The sequence below is a fragment of the Pseudoalteromonas sp. S3776 genome (assembly GCF_005886915.1).
GTDB lineage: Bacteria > Pseudomonadota > Gammaproteobacteria > Enterobacterales > Alteromonadaceae > Pseudoalteromonas.
The window spans coordinates 34,678-53,909 of sequence record NZ_PNCU01000001.1; the positions used below are offsets into that span (position 1 = coordinate 34,678).

18 protein-coding genes are annotated in these 19,232 nt (G+C 40.3%); 6 read left to right on the plus strand and 12 right to left on the minus strand.

From position 1 onward, the window contains the following. The first annotated feature begins 2 nt into the window (after positions 1 to 2). The 5 genes from CWC16_RS00165 (at position 3) to CWC16_RS00185 (ending at position 7,646) form a co-directional block, all read left to right on the plus strand. Positions 3 to 1,784, plus strand: coding sequence for a M61 family metallopeptidase (locus CWC16_RS00165; protein ID WP_138540004.1), 1,782 nt, complete (start codon positions 3 to 5; stop codon positions 1,782 to 1,784). A 151-nt stretch (positions 1,785 to 1,935) separates the two neighbouring features. Next, a complete protein-coding gene (locus tag CWC16_RS00170) occupies positions 1,936 to 4,005 on the plus strand; it encodes a sensor domain-containing protein (protein WP_138540005.1) in 2,070 nt (689 codons plus the stop codon). Positions 4,006 to 4,108: 103 nt separating this feature from the next. After that, on the plus strand, positions 4,109 to 5,380 hold the full coding sequence (locus CWC16_RS00175; RefSeq protein ID WP_138540006.1) for an O-acetylhomoserine aminocarboxypropyltransferase/cysteine synthase family protein: 1,272 nt from the start codon (positions 4,109 to 4,111) through the stop codon (positions 5,378 to 5,380). Positions 5,381 to 5,637: 257 nt separating this feature from the next. Then, on the plus strand, positions 5,638 to 6,018 hold the full coding sequence (locus tag CWC16_RS00180; RefSeq protein WP_055013653.1) for a BlaI/MecI/CopY family transcriptional regulator: 381 nt from the start codon (positions 5,638 to 5,640) through the stop codon (positions 6,016 to 6,018). A gap of 11 nt (positions 6,019 to 6,029) precedes the next feature. Continuing rightward, entirely contained in the window at positions 6,030 to 7,646 is a 1,617-nt protein-coding gene (locus tag CWC16_RS00185; RefSeq protein ID WP_138540007.1) for a M56 family metallopeptidase, read from the plus strand. Here CWC16_RS00185 and CWC16_RS00190 read toward each other — a convergent pair. The 11 genes from CWC16_RS00190 to hisG form a co-directional block, all read right to left on the minus strand. Beyond that, the gene (locus CWC16_RS00190; RefSeq protein WP_138540008.1) at positions 7,641 to 8,438 is read right to left on the minus strand and encodes a glycosyltransferase family 25 protein; all 798 of its coding nucleotides are present in this window, start codon (positions 8,436 to 8,438) and stop codon (positions 7,641 to 7,643) included. The genes CWC16_RS00185 and CWC16_RS00190 overlap by 6 nt on opposite strands. Before the next feature lie 63 nt (positions 8,439 to 8,501). Continuing rightward, positions 8,502 to 8,687 carry a DUF1289 domain-containing protein gene (locus CWC16_RS00195; protein ID WP_138540009.1) on the minus strand — a complete coding sequence of 62 codons (186 nt, stop codon included), beginning with the start codon at positions 8,685 to 8,687 and terminating at the stop codon, positions 8,502 to 8,504. Then, complete coding sequence (locus CWC16_RS00200; RefSeq protein WP_138540010.1) at positions 8,688 to 9,182, minus strand: hypothetical protein; 495 nt, start codon at positions 9,180 to 9,182, stop codon at positions 8,688 to 8,690. Positions 9,183 to 9,303: 121 nt separating this feature from the next. Beyond that, positions 9,304 to 9,918 (minus strand): bifunctional phosphoribosyl-AMP cyclohydrolase/phosphoribosyl-ATP diphosphatase HisIE, encoded by a 615-nt coding sequence (gene hisIE / locus CWC16_RS00205; protein WP_054981937.1) that lies wholly within the window; start codon positions 9,916 to 9,918, stop codon positions 9,304 to 9,306. Further along, a complete protein-coding gene (hisF, locus tag CWC16_RS00210; protein ID WP_138540011.1) occupies positions 9,909 to 10,688 on the minus strand; it encodes an imidazole glycerol phosphate synthase subunit HisF in 780 nt (259 codons plus the stop codon). The genes hisIE and hisF overlap by 10 nt, the downstream gene beginning before the upstream one ends. Then, positions 10,670 to 11,404: a 1-(5-phosphoribosyl)-5-[(5-phosphoribosylamino)methylideneamino] imidazole-4-carboxamide isomerase gene (locus CWC16_RS00215; protein WP_138540012.1), complete on the minus strand. Its 735-nt coding sequence runs from the start codon at positions 11,402 to 11,404 to the stop codon at positions 10,670 to 10,672. The genes hisF and CWC16_RS00215 overlap by 19 nt, the downstream gene beginning before the upstream one ends. A 33-nt stretch (positions 11,405 to 11,437) precedes the next feature. Next, positions 11,438 to 12,028 carry an imidazole glycerol phosphate synthase subunit HisH gene (hisH, locus tag CWC16_RS00220; RefSeq protein ID WP_138540013.1) on the minus strand — a complete coding sequence of 197 codons (591 nt, stop codon included), beginning with the start codon at positions 12,026 to 12,028 and terminating at the stop codon, positions 11,438 to 11,440. Beyond that, the gene (gene hisB / locus CWC16_RS00225) at positions 12,025 to 13,086 is read right to left on the minus strand and encodes a bifunctional histidinol-phosphatase/imidazoleglycerol-phosphate dehydratase HisB (RefSeq protein WP_138540014.1); all 1,062 of its coding nucleotides are present in this window, start codon (positions 13,084 to 13,086) and stop codon (positions 12,025 to 12,027) included. Before hisB ends, hisH begins: the two co-directional genes overlap by 4 nt. Beyond that, positions 13,083 to 14,192: a histidinol-phosphate transaminase gene (gene hisC / locus CWC16_RS00230; RefSeq protein ID WP_138540015.1), complete on the minus strand. Its 1,110-nt coding sequence runs from the start codon at positions 14,190 to 14,192 to the stop codon at positions 13,083 to 13,085. The genes hisB and hisC overlap by 4 nt, the downstream gene beginning before the upstream one ends. Then, positions 14,182 to 15,483, minus strand: a complete 1,302-nt coding sequence (hisD, locus tag CWC16_RS00235; protein ID WP_138540016.1) for a histidinol dehydrogenase — start codon at positions 15,481 to 15,483, stop codon at positions 14,182 to 14,184. Before hisD ends, hisC begins: the two co-directional genes overlap by 11 nt. Before the next feature lie 5 nt (positions 15,484 to 15,488). Then, positions 15,489 to 16,388, minus strand: coding sequence for an ATP phosphoribosyltransferase (gene hisG, locus CWC16_RS00240; RefSeq protein ID WP_138540017.1), 900 nt, complete (start codon positions 16,386 to 16,388; stop codon positions 15,489 to 15,491). Positions 16,389 to 16,822: 434 nt separating this feature from the next. On the opposite strand from hisG, the gene CWC16_RS00245 reads away from it, so the two are divergent. Then, positions 16,823 to 17,071, plus strand: a complete 249-nt coding sequence (locus tag CWC16_RS00245; protein WP_138540018.1) for a hypothetical protein — start codon at positions 16,823 to 16,825, stop codon at positions 17,069 to 17,071. A 79-nt stretch (positions 17,072 to 17,150) separates the two neighbouring features. Here the strand turns inward: CWC16_RS00245 and CWC16_RS00250 are convergent, their stop codons facing one another. Further along, entirely contained in the window at positions 17,151 to 19,016 is a 1,866-nt protein-coding gene (locus CWC16_RS00250) for a cytochrome c/FTR1 family iron permease (protein ID WP_249929169.1), read from the minus strand. Between the last annotated feature and the right edge of the window lie 216 nt (positions 19,017 to 19,232).

The window sequence follows — 19,232 nt, forward strand, 5'->3', positions numbered from 1 at the left end:
TTATGAAAAAGCGTTTTGTCCTGTCTATGTTAGCGGCCTGTTGTGCTGCCCCTGCGTTAGCTGATGTTAACTACTCATTAAGTATTACACAGCCTCAACACCATTTAGGCAATGTAAGTGTAGAATTTCCAAAATCGGCGCAATCGCATATCGATGTTAAATTGCCTGCATGGCGCACTGGGCGCTACGAAATATTAAATTTAGCTAATGGGGTACGTTATTTTGCGGCCACAGACGACAATGGCAATGCATTAAAATGGGAAAAAATTAACCACAGTACATGGCGTGTGCACTTAGTTGAGCCAACACAGGTGAATATTGATTATCAAGTATATGCAAACGAGTTAGGTAAACGTGCACGCCACATAGACGATAGCCATGCCTTCATTGATGCATCTGGCTTTTTTATGTTTAGTGAATCATTTCGCCAAGAACCTGTTACCGTAGATTTAAAGGTGCCTAAAGCGTGGCGCTCAGTATCAGGCATGGAAAATGCGAGTAATAAACACAGTTTTAAAGCCGCAGATTACGATGTACTGGTAGACTCACCAATAGAAACAGGAATTAACAAACTTCATAAATTTGAAGTAGATGGCCGCCAATACGAGTTAGTTATATGGGGCGAGGGCAATTACGATGAGCAACTAATGCTGACTGATTTAAAAAAATTGGTGACCACTGGCAATGTTATTTGGAATAGCTACCCGTATGAGCGTTATGTATTTATGGTCCATGCTACATCAGGTGCTGGCGGGGCAACTGAGCATTTAAACTCAACCATTATACAGCGCTCAAGAGATCGGTTTGGTAGTCGCGAAGATTATTTAGGCTTTATAAGTACCGCCGCGCATGAGTTTATTCATACCTGGAATGTAAAAGCCTACCGTCCTAAAGGGTTGGTACCTTATGATTACACTAACATGAACTACTCAAATTTATTATGGATTTCGGAAGGTTCCACTAGCTACTTTGAAGATCACTTATTGGTGCGCTCTGGCATAGAAACCACCGATGAATTTTTTAAAGTGATGAGTAAAACCATCAACCGTCATTTACAAACACCAGGGCGAGAAGTACAAAGTGCCAGCGAAACAAGCTTTGATAAATGGATAAACCAAGGCGGTGACCACGCGCGAAATTACAGCACCAATATATATTTAGAAGGCTCATTGCTTTCTATGTTGCTTGATATACATTTATTAGAAACAACCAAAGCAAAAGTTAACTACCGCCAAGTACACAATGCTTTATACAATAAGCACAGGTTACCACAGGGATTTACTGAGCAAGATGTACTTACCATATTAAAAGAGCTCACAGGTGAAGACTACACAACGTGGTGGCACGATAACGTAAGCACCCCAGCTGATATAGATTTTGATGCGTTATTGGCCAAAGTTGGCTTGAAACTAACCCGCCCCGAGAACGCTAAGCCAATAGCAAGTATTGATGCCACTGCAAAAAATAGTGGTGAATTATTAACGCTTACTCATGTGCGCAGAGGGGGCGCAGCATGGCAAGCTGGTTTAACTACTGACGATAAAATTGTGGCGGTTAACAAGCAACATGTAGGGAAAGATTTAAAATCGAGCTTAGAGGTGTTTAAAGCGGATGAAAAGGTGACTATTGATTTTATTCGCCGAGATGCACTTCAATCAACAACCCTGGTTTTATCGCAGGATTATGATAAACCTAAAAAGGTGGTTGCTGATAAAAATGCCAATTTATCTCAACGCGCCTTATTTAAGGCGTGGGTCGGGGTAGAGCACCCAGCTAATATGTAAGCTAATTAACTGTAATAACATTTAAAAAGGAGCTTTGGCTCCTTTTTTTATACCTTTTGCAAAGGTATATCACTTAAAAACCAACCTAAAAGTGTTAATTTAAAAAGTACGTCCTATTATTTAGTTAATAAGTTCTTTAGGTATCGTATAAATGAAGTCATTAAAAACGGTTCAAACACTGTCACACCAATTTGTACTGAACGATCCGCTTCATCAGTTATTTGATGCGATACACAGTATTTCTGTTCAAGGATACGATGAGCAACGACGCGTTATTTACTGGAATAAAGGCAGTGAGCTGCTTTATGGCTACACAAAAGAGTATGCAACTGGAAAAAAACTAGAAGAATTAATTATTCCGCCCCCAATGCAAGATGCGGTTATAGATGCCCATAGTGAATGGCTTATAAATGATATAGAGATACCTGCCGCAGAGCTTACATTAGTTCATCAAAATGGGGGCAATGTAACAGTGTTTTCAAGCCATGTTATGTTTACAAATCAACATGGTGTAAAGCAAATGTACTGCATTGACATAGATTTGAGCGAGGTAAAGCAGGCACAAGCACAAGCCATGGATAAACAGCAGATGCTTGAAAAAGTATTTGAAGCTATCCCTGACCTTTATTTTTTGCTTAAACCCGAGGGTACCATAGTTGATTATCATGCTAATGATATTAGTAACCTTCATTTACAACCAGAACAATTTTTAAATAAGTCGATGTTTAGTGTGTTACCCAAAGGCGTAGCTAAAATATTTGAAGAAAATATTAAAGACCTTTTAATTAATAAAGGCATTGTATGCTTTGAATATGAACTTTTAGTCCCAAAAGGCGTGTTGTATTTCGAAGCGCGAGTGAGTTATTTACATCATTCAGACCAAGTAATGCTGATAATTCGCGACATAACAGAGCAGCATGAGTCAAACAAACTTATACGTAAACAAGCCTATTACGATAGCTTAACGCTACTTCCTAATCGTTTTTATTCTTTAAAACGACTAACTCAGCTAATTAACACTGCGAGCGAAAAAAATACTTTAGCTGCTGTTATTTTTATCGACTTAGATGACTTTAAAAAAGTAAACGACACACTAGGACATGAAATTGGCGACTCATTACTTATTAGCGCTGCGGATAAACTTAGCCAAATAGTTAATGTAAACGCGACCGTAGGCAGATTAGGAGGTGATGAGTTCATTATTTTACAACCAGATCTGAAGAGTAAAAAACAAGTTGATGAGATTGTTACACGCTTACTAAAAAGCTTTAGAAATCCCTTTGAAATAGATGGCCGCGAGCTATTATTAACACTGAGTATTGGCGTGGCTTTATACCCAGATAATGGGGGAACGGCCTCCGATTTATTACGCCATGCAGACACAGCAATGTACCAAGCAAAAGCACTTGGCAGAAATACCTACGCTTGTTTTACCAACGAGATGAATACAGCTATAAAAAGGCGTTTAGCAATCGAAGAGCAGATGCATGTTGCATTAGAAAAAAACGAATTTAAATTGTATTTTCAACCTAAATGCAATGCTAAAACACATAAAATAATCGGAGCAGAGGCATTACTACGCTGGGACAATAATGTGCTTGGTAAGGTTATGCCCGATGAGTTTATTCCGTTAGCAGAGCAAACAGGTTTAATTATTCCCATTGGCAAGTTTGTTATTGAGCAGGCATTAGCATTTTTAACACGGTGGCAGGCAAGCTCTCAACAAAACTACAGCATGGCTATAAATTTATCACCAAGCCAGTTTAGAGATTCAGAGCTATTAAGTTTTATAGAAAGCACGTTAGAAAAAACTGGCGTGAGTGCGAAAGATGTTGAGCTTGAAATTACCGAAGGTGTGCTAATGAGTGTACAAACAAATATTACAGAGTCTTTGCATGCACTTAATAAGCTAGGTATTAAACTATCCATGGATGACTTTGGCACAGGTTACTCATCACTTAGCTATTTAAGACAATACCCGTTTGAGGTATTAAAGATAGATCGCAGCTTTATCTGTGGTATTACCGAAAACAAAGAAGACTACAGCTTAGTTAAAGCCACCATTGCAATGTCGCATAGTTTAGGCTTAAGTGTGGTCGCTGAAGGCGTAGAAACATCGGCACAACAACAATTACTTGCTAAGCTAGACTGCGATCTGATTCAAGGTTACTACTTTAGCAAACCGCTGCCCGCCACGCAGTTACTATGTTTTAAAGGTTGAGGTATTTAAATTTAATCAGTTCAACACCCTTTAATATATTTCATGTGCATTTTATAACCTAAAAATGCTAGGTTTAAGAAACACAATATTAAAGGATATAAATATGAAACTAGAGTCATTAGCACTGCACCATGGTTACGAGTCTGAAGAAACCACTAAATCTGCAGCGGTGCCTATTTACCATACCTCATCTTACACGTTCGATAACACACAGCATGGCGCTGATCTATTCGACTTAAAAGTACCAGGCAATATCTATACTCGTATTATGAATCCAACTAATGCCGTGCTTGAACAGCGTATTGCCGCAATGGAAGGGGGCATTGGTGCACTTGCGGTCGCCTCGGGTATGGCAGCTATTACCTATGCCATTCAATGCTTGTGTGAAGTTGGCACTAATATTGTGAGTACCAGCCAAGTATATGGCGGTACATATAACTTATTTGCTCATACGTTACCGCGCCAAGGTATTGAGGCTCGTATGATTAAAGCTGATGACTTCAAGGCATTTGAAAAGGCCATTGACGATAATACTCGCGCAGTATTTTGTGAGTCAATTGGTAACCCAGCTGGGAATATTGTTGATATTGAACGGCTAGCAAAAATTGCACACAGTAAAGGCGTGCCTTTGATTGTTGATAATACCGTTGCTACTCCGTATTTATGCCGCCCATTTGAACTTGGCGCCGATATAGTGGTTCATTCACTGACCAAGTATATAAACGGACACGGTACAGCTATTGGTGGAATGATTGTCGATTCTGGTAAATTTGATTGGAAAGCCAATGCCACACGTTTTGCAATGATGAACCAGCCTGACCCGTCGTATCACAACGTGGTGTATACCGATGCCTTTGCTGAAGCGGCTTTTATTGGACGTTGTAGAGTCGTGCCACTTAGAAATACGGGCGCGGCGCTTGCCCCTAAAAATGCATCTGACATTTTAATTGGCCTTGAAACTTTAGGCTTAAGGATGGACCGCCACTGCGAAAACGCTCAGCAGTTAGCAGAGTTTTTAGAAAGTCATCCAAAAGTGCTTTGGGTTAATTACGCAGGGCTTAAATCAAGCCCGTATAATGCAATGAGCCAAAAAATTACCAGTGGTAAAGCATCCGGTATTTTAAGCTTTGGTATCGCGGGCGGCCTTGAAGCAGGCACGCGCTTTATTGATGCACTAAACATGATTTTACGCTTAGTAAATATTGGCGATGCCAAGTCGCTTGCGTGCCATCCTGCGTCAACTACACACCGCCAATTAAACGATGAAGAGCTGGCTAGTGCAGGCGTAAGCCGTGATTTAATTCGCTTATCGGTAGGGATTGAAAATATTGCCGATATTATTGCCGATGTGAGCCAAGCGCTCGATAAAGCATAGTTACCTCACTACCTTTCATAAAAAGCTTAAAACATAAAAAGCGTTAGTTGAAAATATACTCTCGTTTTTTATGTTTTTCTAAAATCAATTAATAATTATACCTACCTGTTTTATATGTCTTTATTTTAAAACCTTCCTAAGGCTTTTATATTTCTACCGTGTGTTTTTTATTCATATGTCAATTTTGTATTGACACTAAGATTTCTAACTACTACATTTGTAACAGTGCCACTACAAGTGTAGTAATAGGAGCGACAATGAAACTTAGTGATTTTGAAATGGATATTATGCAGCTGCTCTGGCAGGAAGAACCCTGTACTGCGAGTCAACTACATAAAGTGCTTTTAGCTGATAAGCAAAAAGATAAACAAGTAGCCTATACAACAGTCAAAACTATTGTAGATAGGTTAGAACATAAAGGAGCGATTGAGCGCTGTGGACATGAAGGGCGAGCCATTGTTTTTAGAACAATCGTGACACAAGACGCGTTATCGGAGCAAGCTATGCCTAGTTTTATGCAACGATTTTTTAAAGGTAATTCTCGTAGTTTAATTGCCCACTTTATCAAAGAAGAAAAGCTAAATGATGAAGATATAGAATACTTACAAACGCTTTTAAAAAATAAGAAGTTAGATTAAAGGAGAGGGTAATGACGGATTATTTACTAACTTGCACGCTCATTAGCTTATGTATTTTACTTACAGTAAAAGGATTAAAAAATGCCCCTGCACGATTAAATTTTTACATTTTAATGATTGCCTTGGCATGTTGGTTTATCCCTTGGCAGTACTTTTCCCAGCTACCGTTATTTGAAGGGGCAAATCGTTACACATTCAACGTGACGCAATTGATTCCCGATGTTAAAGCATTAATACCAAACGCTGAACAAATAGCAATTAAGGATCAATTACAAAGCGATATGAGTATATGGGACTTATTGCCATCACTTAGTATTGTTTTTACGGTTTTAGTTTTAGCTGGTTTTGGATTGTTTTTATTACGCATGGGCTTATATGTAAAGCTTATAAAAAATTTATACATTAACTCAAAGCCTAGTCCTGAACTTAAACACATCAATAATCAGTATTCAATTAGACTAACAACCCATACAGAGCCAGCTTTTGCTACAGGATTAATAAAGCCTGTTATTTGGTTAGAGTCGACGATGGTAAATCGTGAAGAATTAGATTCAGTCATTCAGCACGAGGTAACCCATTTACAACAAGGTGATATTTATTGGACGTGGCTTATTTGTTTTATAGAAAGCGTTTTTTGGTGGAATCCTATTTGCTTAAAGTTAACAGGTTTAGCAAGAGAGCAACTCGAACTTAGCTGTGATGAGTTGTGTATGCAAAAGCTAAAAGGTAAATACCAATTGGATTTAGCTAGTTTATTGCTACAAGAGCAAAGTGCTAAAAGCTCGCCTAACTTTTTTACCCCCCCACTTTTGAATATTGCTCATTCTAAGAGTTTTAATATTCAGAGGATCAAAATGTTAAACAAGGAAAAAACAATGAAAAGTAAATATTTGGTTATGGTTGCGGCGGCAATGTCTTTTAGTGCTTTAGCTGCAGCGCAAATTGTAGATGGTAGTTCAGATAACAAGCAGCAAAGTAATAATACGTCTCAGGCTCCTGTTAAAAGTGGAGAATATAATCAACAACTTGCACAGCTTCTTAAAAGTGCAGCAGGGGCAAAAAGTGATAACCCTGAACTGTTAAACCAAGCTGCGCAAGGCATACAACAATGGTACTTAAATAGAGATAAACTTGCTGGTTTTGAAGAAGCAGAAATTAAACTACAAAGCTTTAGGCTGCTAGATCACGTTTACTCTAAACTTGAGCAATATGAAGATATACTGAGTGCTTACGAAAAATGGTATGAGCCTGGTAGTAACCCGCCTTACTTTTTAAAAAATTCACTAGCAACCGCGTATATACAACTAGGGCGTTATGAGCTTGCAGTTGTAGAACTTGAAGATTTATCAAAACAGCTTGAAGGAAAACTACATGTTGGATCTGCTGATAACTTAGCATTGGCATACATTTACCTTGCTGATTACGATAAGGCATTAAAAACCCTAGAGCAGGTTGATGCAAAAGATGATGTATACGGAAATATCCTTAAATACTATGTTTATGATAAACAAAATAACCGCAAAAAAATGAACGAAATCAAAAGTAAAATTCCAAAAGTATTTGCAGTTACCCCCGCACTATTACCGCAAACGGGCATACCAGGTTCTCAACTTTTAAGGATGTTATAAGCGTTGAGTTATTAAACTTGGAGCCTTTGAGGCTCCTTTTTCATTCTGTTTAAATTTTTTTACAAAGGCGCTTGTATAAACCTTATTAAAAATACAGCTTTTAATTTGTTGTGCTTTACGCCGTAAAAAAGCTTTTTTAACCTTGGTTTTAGTAGCGCAGCTTGCAATATCGCTCTGTATGTCTGTATTTTGCGAAACAGGGTATGGTATAAGCGAAAAACCATTCACGTGGGTTTCCCAAATATGTTGTAAGTCGCAATCTACAGGGCGGCCAAATTGAGCTGTGGCTTTAAGTAATTGCTTAGCCCCTTCATAGCTTATTGCCGTAGCACAACAGCCAGTCATTAGCTTTTTATGTATGACTAATTGCTGGTGGTTATTTAGGTTTTGTTGATAGGCAATAGGGCGTGTGCGGTTTTCATACGCGGCGAGTTTAATAAGTTGCCAGGGTTGGTTCAGCTGCTCAATATTTTTAATCGCATCATGAATGCTGTCATCAATATAAAAATCATCCTCGAGCACAATCGCGTATTTTAATTTCTCATCCACTATCTTTTGCCATGCTTTACGGTGGCTTAAATAGCAGCCAATTTGGCCATTGCTGAGCGGGTAGTGATACTTTTGTTTGTTTAATTGTAAGCTGTAATGTACGAGCTTTTGTTCTGTACTCAATTGTGCGCCATCTACGGCGTCAATACGTTCAAAGGGTAAGTTGACCCGTGCAAGTTGCATTTGAGTATTTGCTAGTCGCTGCGTTGAGCGCGCTAAGTTTATTACAAATATTGCCGCCATGATGATCACCCCATACTTTTTTTAGTAATACTAAAGGGGGCCTGTTACACGCAAGTGGCAAATTTATGGCTTTTTTAAGTCAGCGCGAGGCTGCGCTAAAATGGCGATTTTTTCTTCTTGGCTGAGGATGATCCAATCAAATATTTCTTCATTAGTTCGCCCGCAGCCAGTGCAATAACCGCTGCGGCGCTCACATATGCCTAAACAGTCTGTTTTTAACTTGGTGTTTGAGTGTGGGGGTTTTTGCATTTAATTTCCTAGCGGTGGAGCAATTTCAAAACGGGTAATATAGCGCGCTTTGCTTTGAGAGGTAAATAAGGTGATAACTGGATGAGCTTCATCCAAAACAAAGTTACTACTCATTGAGGTTGCTGACTCTTTGGTATTTTCGTACCAGCCTTGTGATGCTAAACATTGACGTATTTTATCCACTGTTTGTATATGTAGATGTGTAGCATTGGCTTGTTTATTTTCACTCGTGCATTGATAACTAAACTGCTTATTATGTTGAGTAATGGTGCAAGTATTGCCTATAAAATGGGTATTAGCATGCCACTGGTTTATAAAATCATTTCCCACATTATTTGCTTTTACTGCATTAAAGCCATTAGTGTGCGCATTAAGTAATGCGTTTAGTGGGCTACATGTGCTTTGCGTTTTTACTAGTTTAGGCGCAGGGGCTTTTTGGCTTGCACAGCCTGTTAATACCAATAAGCATATGGCTGTGATAATTGATTTATTCATAAGCAACGCTAAAAGAATTAGTTAAGCTGCACCATACGCAACCTATTTAAAAAAATAAATACCATAACTAAAAAAGGCCCATAAATATGAGCCTTTTAATGCGCTAAATAAAGCCGCTGTATTATTTATGGCGACCTTGCAAGCATTTTACAACGTCTTCTAGGGCTAAGCCTTGGCGTTGAAGCAATACAGTAAGGTGATAAATTAAATCAGCTGATTCATTAGTTAGCTCATCGTTATCGTGTTTCATTGCAGCAAGCGCTACTTCTACGCCTTCTTCACCTACTTTTTGACAGCTGCGGCTTAAGTCTTTAGCAAACAATGAAGCGGTGTAGCTTTTTGATGGGTCGTCATTTTTACGCTCAACAATCACATCTTCTAATTGCGCTAAAAAGCTCAGGCTAGGTTTTGCATCATCACCAAAGCAGCTTTGTGTGCCTAAGTGACATGTTGGGCCTTCTGGATTAGCCAGTACTAAAATTGAATCGTAATCACAATCGGTATGCACCGATACTACGTTTAAATAGTTTTCTGATGACTCGCCTTTAGTCCATAAACGTGACTTTGAACGCGAGTAAAAGGTTACCTTGTTACTTTCAAGCGTCACCTTTAGTGCTTCGCTGTTCATAAACCCTTGCATTAAAATAACACCAGAGCGAGCATCTTGAACAATCGCAGGGATCATTTCGCTTTTAGCAAAATCTACTTGAGTTTGGTTTTGTTGTGTTACTTGCATAGTCTTGCTGCCACTTGGTTATCAGTTAAAAATTGTTTTAATTCGCCAATGTTAATCACATTTTTGTGAAAAACGCTTGCTGCTAATGCGCCATCGACTTCGCTTTGTTTAAATACGTCAACAAAGTCTTGCATACTGCCTGCACCACCAGATGCGATTAAAGGAATATTACATAATGCGCGCATTTTACTTAGCTGCCCATTGTCGTAACCGTTACGTACGCCATCTTGGTTCATACAGTTTAAAACAATTTCGCCTGCGCCTAAGTCTTGTACGCGTTTAACCCATTCCTCGGTTTTATAACGTGTACGGCTTGATGCATTAGGATCGCCGGTTAATTGATACACTAAGTATTCGCCGGTCACTTCATCGTAAAAGCTATCAATACCTACAACAACACATTGCTTACCAAATTCATCATGTAGCTCTTTTATAAGCTCCGGGCGGGCAATAGCGGGGCTGTTAATACTTATTTTGTCAGCGCCACGCTCTAGTACACGTGCTGCATCAGCTACCGATTTAATACCGCCAGCCACACAAAATGGAATATCAATATGGCGGGCAATGCTCTCTACCCAATTTACATCAAGTAGGCGTTTTTCAACACTTGCGCTGATTTCGTAAAAAACCAGTTCATCGGCGCCGGCATCGCTGTATGCTTTTGCCATTGTTAAAATATCGCCCACTATTTCGTGGCCTTTAAATTTAACGCCTTTTACTACTTGGCCGTCTTTTACATCTAAACACGGGATTATGCGTTTTGATAACATGCCAACGCCTCCTCAACACTAAATGCGCCATCAAGTAGTGACTTACCTAAAATAACGCCGCCTACGCCAAGCTCTTTAAGTTTCTTAATGTCATCAAGTGAACTTACGCCACCAGAAGCTTGCACTTTAATAGTGCTGTTGTGACGAGTTAAGTCTTCGTAAAGCTCAAACGATGGACCTGTCATGGTGCCATCCTTACCGATGTCCGTACATAAAAAATCAATAACGCCCAAGCTTACATAAAAATCAACAAGCTCAAGTAAACCAAACTCAGATTCACTTAACCAACCGTGCGTAGCAGGTGCCCAGCCAGTGGCTGTTTTATTTACATCAAGGGCGATAACAAAGTGCTCGGCGCCAAATTGTTCAATCCAGGCTTTTACTTGTTCGCGTTTTTCTACCGCCATTGAACCAATAACAACTTGGTTAGCACCGGCTTTTAGCCAATCACTTACATCTTGCTCTGAGCGAATACCGCCGCCGACTTGATACGGTACATTAAGTGCTTTGGTAGCGGCTTGAATGTGTTGCCACTGTTTTTTACTTGGATCGCGTGCACCTTCTAAATCAACAAGGTGCAGTTTACCTGCGCCGCTGTCGGCGTACTCTTTTAAACGCGCGCCAAGCTCAAAAGGGTAAAACTGAGCGGTGTCGTATTTACCTTGGTATAAACGAACAATTTGATTTTGTAATACGTCTAATGCTGGAATAATCACAAATAATCTCTTTATTGTTGGTTAATGGGCAGTTTATAACTGCCAATCAACAAAATTTTGTAATAAACGTGTGCCTACTTTTGCACTGCGCTCTGGGTGAAATTGCATACCAGCGTAGTTGTCTTTAGCGACAATAGCTGAAAAGGTTTGGCCGTATTCGCCGCTTACAAGTGTTGCATCGTTTACGGTGTGAGCAAAGCTATGTACAAAGTACACTTGCTCGTCTTGTGTTAGCCCTTTAGTAAGTGCATGCTCTTTATTTACGCTTAAGTTATTCCAACCCATATGCGGCGACGTTAAGTTGCCTACATCGAGGGCTTTTACTTGCCCTGGTATTTTACCTAGGCACTGTACATTACCTTCTTCGGTGCTTTCGCACAGTAACTGCATACCTAAACAAATACCCATAAGCGGGCGCTGGTATTCGTTTATAGCTTGTTGCCAACCGTTATCTACTAGGCGCTTCATGGCAACTGATGCATGGCCAACACCTGGTAATATTGCACGCTCAAAACCGGTTAATTGCTCTGGTGAGGTAATGACTGTTGGCGTTTGCCCTAAGCGTTCAAAAGCAAAACGTACTGAATTTATATTGGCACAACCTGTATTAATTATGGCAATCATAAACATCCCTTAGAGCTGGCTGTTTGTTGGCTCGTGTCTTGTGCTATTGCCATACGAAGGGCGCGTGAAAACGCTTTAAATAAGCCTTCTACTTGGTGATGACAGTTACCGTCGCTCACCGATAAAATAAGGCTAATAGCGGCATTATCGCTTAAGCTTTTGAAAAAGTGCTCAACCATTTGCACGTCTAAATCGCCGGCTTTTTCGCGGCTAAAGTTAGCGTTTAATACAAACGATGCACGACCCGATAAATCGATTTGTGCCTCTGCTTTACACTCATCCATTGGCAGTGCAAATCCATATCGCGCTATTTGCGATTTAGTGCCAAGCGCTTGTTTAAGCGCAACACCTAGGGCAATACCTATGTCTTCAACAAGGTGGTGCTCGTCTATGTGTAAATCGCCTTTGGCTTTTATGTTTAAACCAATGTTGGCGTGGGTGCGAATTTGATCAAGCATATGATCAAAAAAGCCAAGGCCTGTTTCAATGCTACCGTTTTTAGTTTGATCTAGATTTATGGCTACATCAATTTGGGTTTCTTTGGTGTTACGCGTAACACGGCCTTCGCGATTGGCAGTTGTAAGCTTTGTAACAATGGCAGGCCAGCTGCCATCATACAAAATGCCTTCACAACATAAGTTTTGAGCAAGGCCAATATCTGTTTGGCGATCGCCAATCACGTATGAACGTGCTAAATCAACTTTGCCAGAGCGCATAAGCTCAGTTAATAAACCTGTTTTAGGTTTACGGCAATCGCAGTTTTGCTCGTCAAAATGTGGACAAATTAATACTTCATCAAAGCTAATACCTTGGCTTTGCATTATGTCCATCATTTTATCTTGTGCTATATCAAAGTCAGCAGTCGGGAAGCTGTCTGTGCCTAAGCCATCCTGATTCGATACCATTACTAAGCGGTACCCTGCGGCTTGTAACTGTAATAAAGCCGGGATAACACCAGGTAAAAAGGCAAGCTTTTCAAGGCTGTCTACCTGTTTGTCGGTGATTGGCTCTTCAATTATGGTGCCGTCACGGTCAATAAATAAATAGGGGTTACTCATGATACTTCGTTTCCTGCTAATGGTGCTGTGGTAGCTGGCGTTTGTAAGCCATCTAACCAAATTTTTACTTGTTCTAGCTCTTGTTCACTACCAATTGAAATTCGTAGCCAATCGTCTTCACCGTATAGGGTAAACGCGCGCATTACTAAACCTTGCTCAAGTGCTACTTTAAAGGAGTTTTTGTTGGCTAATTTTAAGGTAACAAAGTTACCTTCACCAGTGAGAATTTTTAATGCTGCAGGGGAGGCGTTTAGCCAATCTACCAGCTTAGCTTTTAAGCTATTTAAAATAGTCACTTGGCGGCGCATTGATGTAATTGCATCAGGTGCAATTGCTTGCGCTGCAATACTTGCCACCACACCCGATACCGGATACGGCGCAATTACTTTGCGAATTGGCGCAAGTACACTTTCTTGTGCAAGTGTAAAACCGGTTCTAAGGCCTGCAAGCGCAAACGCTTTTGATAAGGTGCGCAGTACCACTACATTATTAAATTCATTTATAAGTGCGGTGGCGCTTTGCTCTGGGCAAAACTCAATATAGGCTTCATCAACTATAACAAGAGCCTTACCTGTAAGCGCTGTTGCAATTGCTTTTACTTTATTAAGCGGTGTTAAACTACCCGTTGGGTTATTTGGATTACAAATAAACACCAGTTTTGAGCTGCCAACAGCTGCAACTATTTCATCAACACTGCCATCAAGTAATAGCGCTTGGGTTAAGCCATTGATTGCAACGTTATGCGTATCAGCGGTTACTTTGTACATACCGTAGGTTGGCAAAAATAACGCAATGCTGTCTTTGGCTGGCTCACAGTAGGTACGTACTAAAAGCTCAATGCCTTCATCGGCGCCGCGCGTCATTAATACGTTTTCGCTTTCAAGCTCTGCATACGCAGCATAGCGGTCAATAACCAATTGCGGTTGTGGATCTGGGTAGCGATTTAAATCTTCAATACTCAGTTCAATATTTTTAGCGTACGGGCTTTCATTGGCATTTAACCACGTTGACCCTGTTAGCTTTTCACTTTTAGCAGAGCTGTAGGCAGCAAGTGCTGCAATATTTTGTGGTAATAAGCTTGTCGCTTGTGCCCTCTCATTGCTCATTTTTAATTGCCTCTAAACGAATTGAAACCGCATTTGCGTGTGCATCAAGGCCTTCTGCATCTGCTAATGGTAAAATAGCTTTTGATAGCTGTGTTAAGCCACTTTTGCTAATAGTTTGCACAGTGTAAGTGCGGAAAAAATCAAGCAAGTTTAAGCTTGAATACGTTGCACTGTAACCGTAGGTAGGTAACACGTGGTTAGTACCCGATGCGTAATCGCCCGCTGATTCTGGCGTGTAGTCGCCAACAAATACCGAGCCTGCATTTTTTACTTTATCTAAGTAAGGTGTTGAATCTGCTAATTGCAAAATTAAGTGCTCAGGGCCATATTGCGCTGATACGTCAAATGCTTGCTCAACAGAGTCCACTAAAATAAGTGATGAATTAGCCAGAGCTTGCTCGGCTGTATCTTTGCGGCTTAATTTAGCAAGCTGGCGTGTAAGTGCCTGCTGCGTTTGCTCAATGATACTTTCGCTGTTACACAATAAAATTACTTGCGAGTCTGCGCCGTGCTCAGCTTGCGAGAGTAAATCTGCCGCTATAAATTCTGGGTTTGCACGCTCATCTGCTATTACTAACACCTCAGAAGGGCCTGCTGGCATATCGATTGCCATTCCAGGGATCGTTTGCGCAACAAGCTGTTTTGCCATCGTTACAAAGCTATTACCTGGGCCAAAAATTTTGTTCACTTTAGGCACTGATTCAGTGCCGTAGGCCATTGCGGCAATTGCACCTGCGCCACCACTTTCAATTAAAGTTGTAATGCCACATAACTTAGCTGCATATAATATCGCAGGGTTAATGCTTTCATCACCTTGCACAGGGGTTGTAAGTACGACGGTTTTAGCACCACTTAATTGTGCAAGTACACCTTGCATAATAACCGATGATGGCAGTGGAGCACTGCCACCTGGTACATAAATACCCACAGCTTCGATGGCCTGATATTTCAGTTCACATTCAACGCCAGGTTGGGTTGATAACTTAATATCTTTAGGCAATTGCGCCTCGTGAAAACGTTTAACGTTTGCATAAGCGGTGTCAATTGCGTATTTAAGCTCTGCGCTTAGTGCCTGCTCTGATGCGTTTATTTCATCAAGCGGTACACGTAAACGAGGGTTAGCTCTATTATCAAACTTTTTAGCCATATCAAGTAAGGCTTTATCGCCTTGCTCTTTAACATCGCTCATAATTGTTTGGCATATTGCTTCAACCTTTGCGCTGGCAGAAACCGCAGGGCGCATTAGCGCCGCTGCTTGTACTTGTGAAGATTCCTCATTCCAACGAAGCATGGTCCTTACTCCATCATTTTTTCAATTGGCATTACTAAAATAGAGTTAGCGCCTAGGGCTTTAAGCTGCTCCATGGTTTCCCAAAATAATGTTTCGCTGCTTACCATGTGAAGCGCTACGTACTCTTCGTTACCAGCAAGTGCCAGCAGAGTTGGTTGGCCAGTGCCTGGTAAAAGCTCACATATTTCATCAAGTTTAGCTTTTGGCGCGTGTAGCATAATGTATTTGCTTTCTTTTGCTTGTTTAACACCACGAAGGCGCGGCATGAGCTTATTGATTAGCGCTAGTTTGTCTTCATCTTGAAGGTCTTTATTTTGAATTAAACACGCGTTTGATTCTAAAATTGTATCACCTTGAATTAAGCCGTTCGCTTCAAGTGTTGCACCGGTTGAAACTAAATCACAAATTGCATCTGAAAGACCGGCACGTGGAGCCACTTCTACAGAACCTGTCAGCATGACCGTGCTTGCATTGATGCCTTCGCGTTTTAACCACTGCGTTAAAATTTCAGGGTAGGTTGTTGCAATACGTTTGCCTTCAAACCAGCTTTTATCACGTGGGCCAAGCTCTTGTGGCCATGCAAGTGCAAGTCGGCAGTAACCAAAGTCTAGTTTTGCTAGTTTGCTAACTTCGCTTGGTACACCTTGGCGTTCACGCTCTGCTTGTACTTCTACTAGTACGTTTTCGCCAACAATACCTAAATCACATACACCGTCCATTACTAAGCCCGGAATATCGTCATCGCGCACACGTAGTACGTCAATTGGCATATTAGTTGAGTGTGCAATTAAGCGTTGCTCACGTAGGTTTAGTTTAACACCTAGTTGCTTTAGTAAATCTTGGCAATCTTTAGACAGGCGACCGCCTTTTTGGATGGCGATACGTAGACGATTTGTGTTACTCATTATTCATTTTCCTTTAATTTAAAAACTAAAAACCCCGAGGGGAACCTCAGGGCGAAAATGAATCAATGTGTTTTGAATCGCCAGAGGTTCCTTTTAGGAATAACCTCTCAGCGAAAGACCTGACAGGTTATTCCGGTGAATGGTGGTGATGATGTACTGTTGTCAGGTTTAAGCGCATTTTTTATCCTATTTTGCTTAGCGCTATTTAGTGAGCGTTAAGCTTTAATCTGTTTCAATAAATTTCGCATTCATAAAAACATAAACCGCCTTGCTAAGGCAAGTTTTTTTTTACCTAATTAAAGCATATCTTATAACGGTCGATAATATTGAAAGCAAAACCTCACTTTTTGCTGTTTTAATGTTTAAAATGTAGACAAAACAGGCCTTGTTGGTCGTTTTATCTAATTTAGTAAATTAACGTTAGGGAGAGATGTATGGACATAATGATCCCTTTTTTAGGGAAAATATCACGACTCGAACTCGAGCCAAAAGGCGCTTTTCACATTGCAGGTGTGCAAAATACGCCGCAAACACAAAAAATTAAGCTGGAAAATGAAAAAAAACAAACGCTAAATAAAAAACGATTAGAAACAGCTCAGGGCGACAAAAGCGCAAACACCGATAATGAAAAAGCGATTACCGTAGATGATGAAGGGAATAAACATTTAGATACGTGGGCATGATCTGAATTAATAATAGTAAAAAGCCACGAATGACTTTTTACTATTACGGGCGTGTTATTTTTTACGTCTTATATATTTGTTAGTGCTTTTTAGCTTTAATAATGTAAAAGCTAAATATGGCTACAACAGCAATTTGCGCTATAAAACCTTGCCACGTAGATTTTAAACCAAGTAATGCAATATCAAAGTTTATCGGCATTGAACTAATAGCGATTATATCGGCCTCTTGTAATGCAATGACAGCTTTACCCATTAATACAAAGGCAAGTGCAAATAATAAGTACGTGGTATAAGCAAAAAACTTCGCAATAGGTAACTTAATCGAATATTTTACTAACACCCATGCAATAAGCGCTAATAAAGCAACACCTAATGCAAACCCAATAGCCACCGATGAATACTGCGCTTGTGAGCTTTGCGTTAATAACGACTGATAAAATAATACCGTTTCGAAAATTTCACGGTATACGGCAATAAAAGAAAGCCCCGCTAATCCCCATAATGTACCCGACTCAAGACGCTTATCAATATTATCTTTTATGTATTTTTGCCATTGTTGTGCACTGGTTTTACTGTGCATCCACACGCCAACGTATAGCAAAATAATCGCTGCGAATAGGGCGCCTGCGCCTTCCATAACTTCGCGGCTTGCACCACTTATTTGTATTAATGTTTGCGCTGCTGCCCATGTTAATCCGCCTGCAATGAGTGCCATAACCCAGCCTATATGAACGTATTTAAGCGCATCTTGGCGGTGCGTTTTTATAAGTACAGTCATGAGCGCAATAACAACTAATAGTGCTTCTAAGCCTTCGCGTAGTAATATAACTAAACTTGCTGATAGGAGTGCACCATCAGTTAGTTTGGTTTTGTTTAGCATACTATCGGCTTTAGCAAGTTGTGCTAGCGCCGCACTTACTTTTTCGTTAACGATGGCAGTATCTTTCTCGTTTTTGAAGGTTTGACGCAGGTTCATCAGTTGTACTTCGATGTTTTTACGCAAAGTTTCGTCGTAAGCATTTAAGTTATTTTCTACAAGCTCAAAGCCATCTAGGTATGCGCTAATTGCTAAGTCACTCGCCTGAGAGTAATTGCCTTTAGCATGTGCGGCTTGCGCTGCAAGTAACTGAGTTCGAGTAACAGAGAGCGGGTTCTTGTTAGCGCTAAATAATTGCTCTGGATTACCACGAAGCCATTTGACGTAGTGTGCTTGCGCTTCACTTTGACCTGCCGATAATTGTGCAGGGTTTAGGTTTACAATTTGCGAAGCGGTAACACTTTCAAAAGTCCCTTCGGGTTTTTGTACATCTTTGAATGCTAAGCTTCCTACATAAAAAGCGAGTGACCAACGCTGCTGCTCGTTAAACTGTGAAAAAGCAACCATAGGCGTATCGTTAATACCATTTGTTACAGCATCATATAAGCCCATTAGCGAACGGTTGGTTGCGCGCTCTTTGTCAGTAAAATTGGTTGGCTCTGGTGTTAGGTTTTTAGCAAGCGGCCCGTTACCTTGCCCACCTGCGCCGTGGCACATAGAACAATTAGTAGCAAAGAGTGCTTTAGTTTGCTCAATCGGCAGAAGTGTTGTCGGTAAAGATAACTGAGGCATAAAAGTAAGTAGAGATTCGCGAAGTGCAGAACTTTCTTTTCGTACTTTTTCTACACTCTCTTTGTTAGAAATCGCTGTATGCAGCGCCTTTGCGTGAGTTTTTACGGTATTAAATTTAGTTGTTTGACTTGAAAGCTGACTTGCTTGCTCGAGAATAACATGTGAAAACTCGCTCATTTCTTGGTATTCATCAGAATCCAGTATTTCTCCATTACCTACAGCGGCAACGTAATCTACCCCTACATATTCAGCAAGTTGAGCAATTTGCTTAATTTTTGTTTGTTCACTTTCTGAAGCCGAAGCACTGAAGCTTAAAACTGTTATGACTAAAAGCATGAGAATAAAATTAAACTGTCTTTTACTTAACGACATTAATTTAAAAAATACGTGAGAATTATTTATGGACATCGGAAAGCCCTGAAGAGGAAAAGTCAAAAATTATAATCGTTTTCATTTGCATTTCAAGCGGATTAAACTAAAGCGAGGCTATTGGCTAAAAGTATAACAATTAGTAAAAGTTTTAAGCGCTTTTGCAACACTTAAATAACAGCG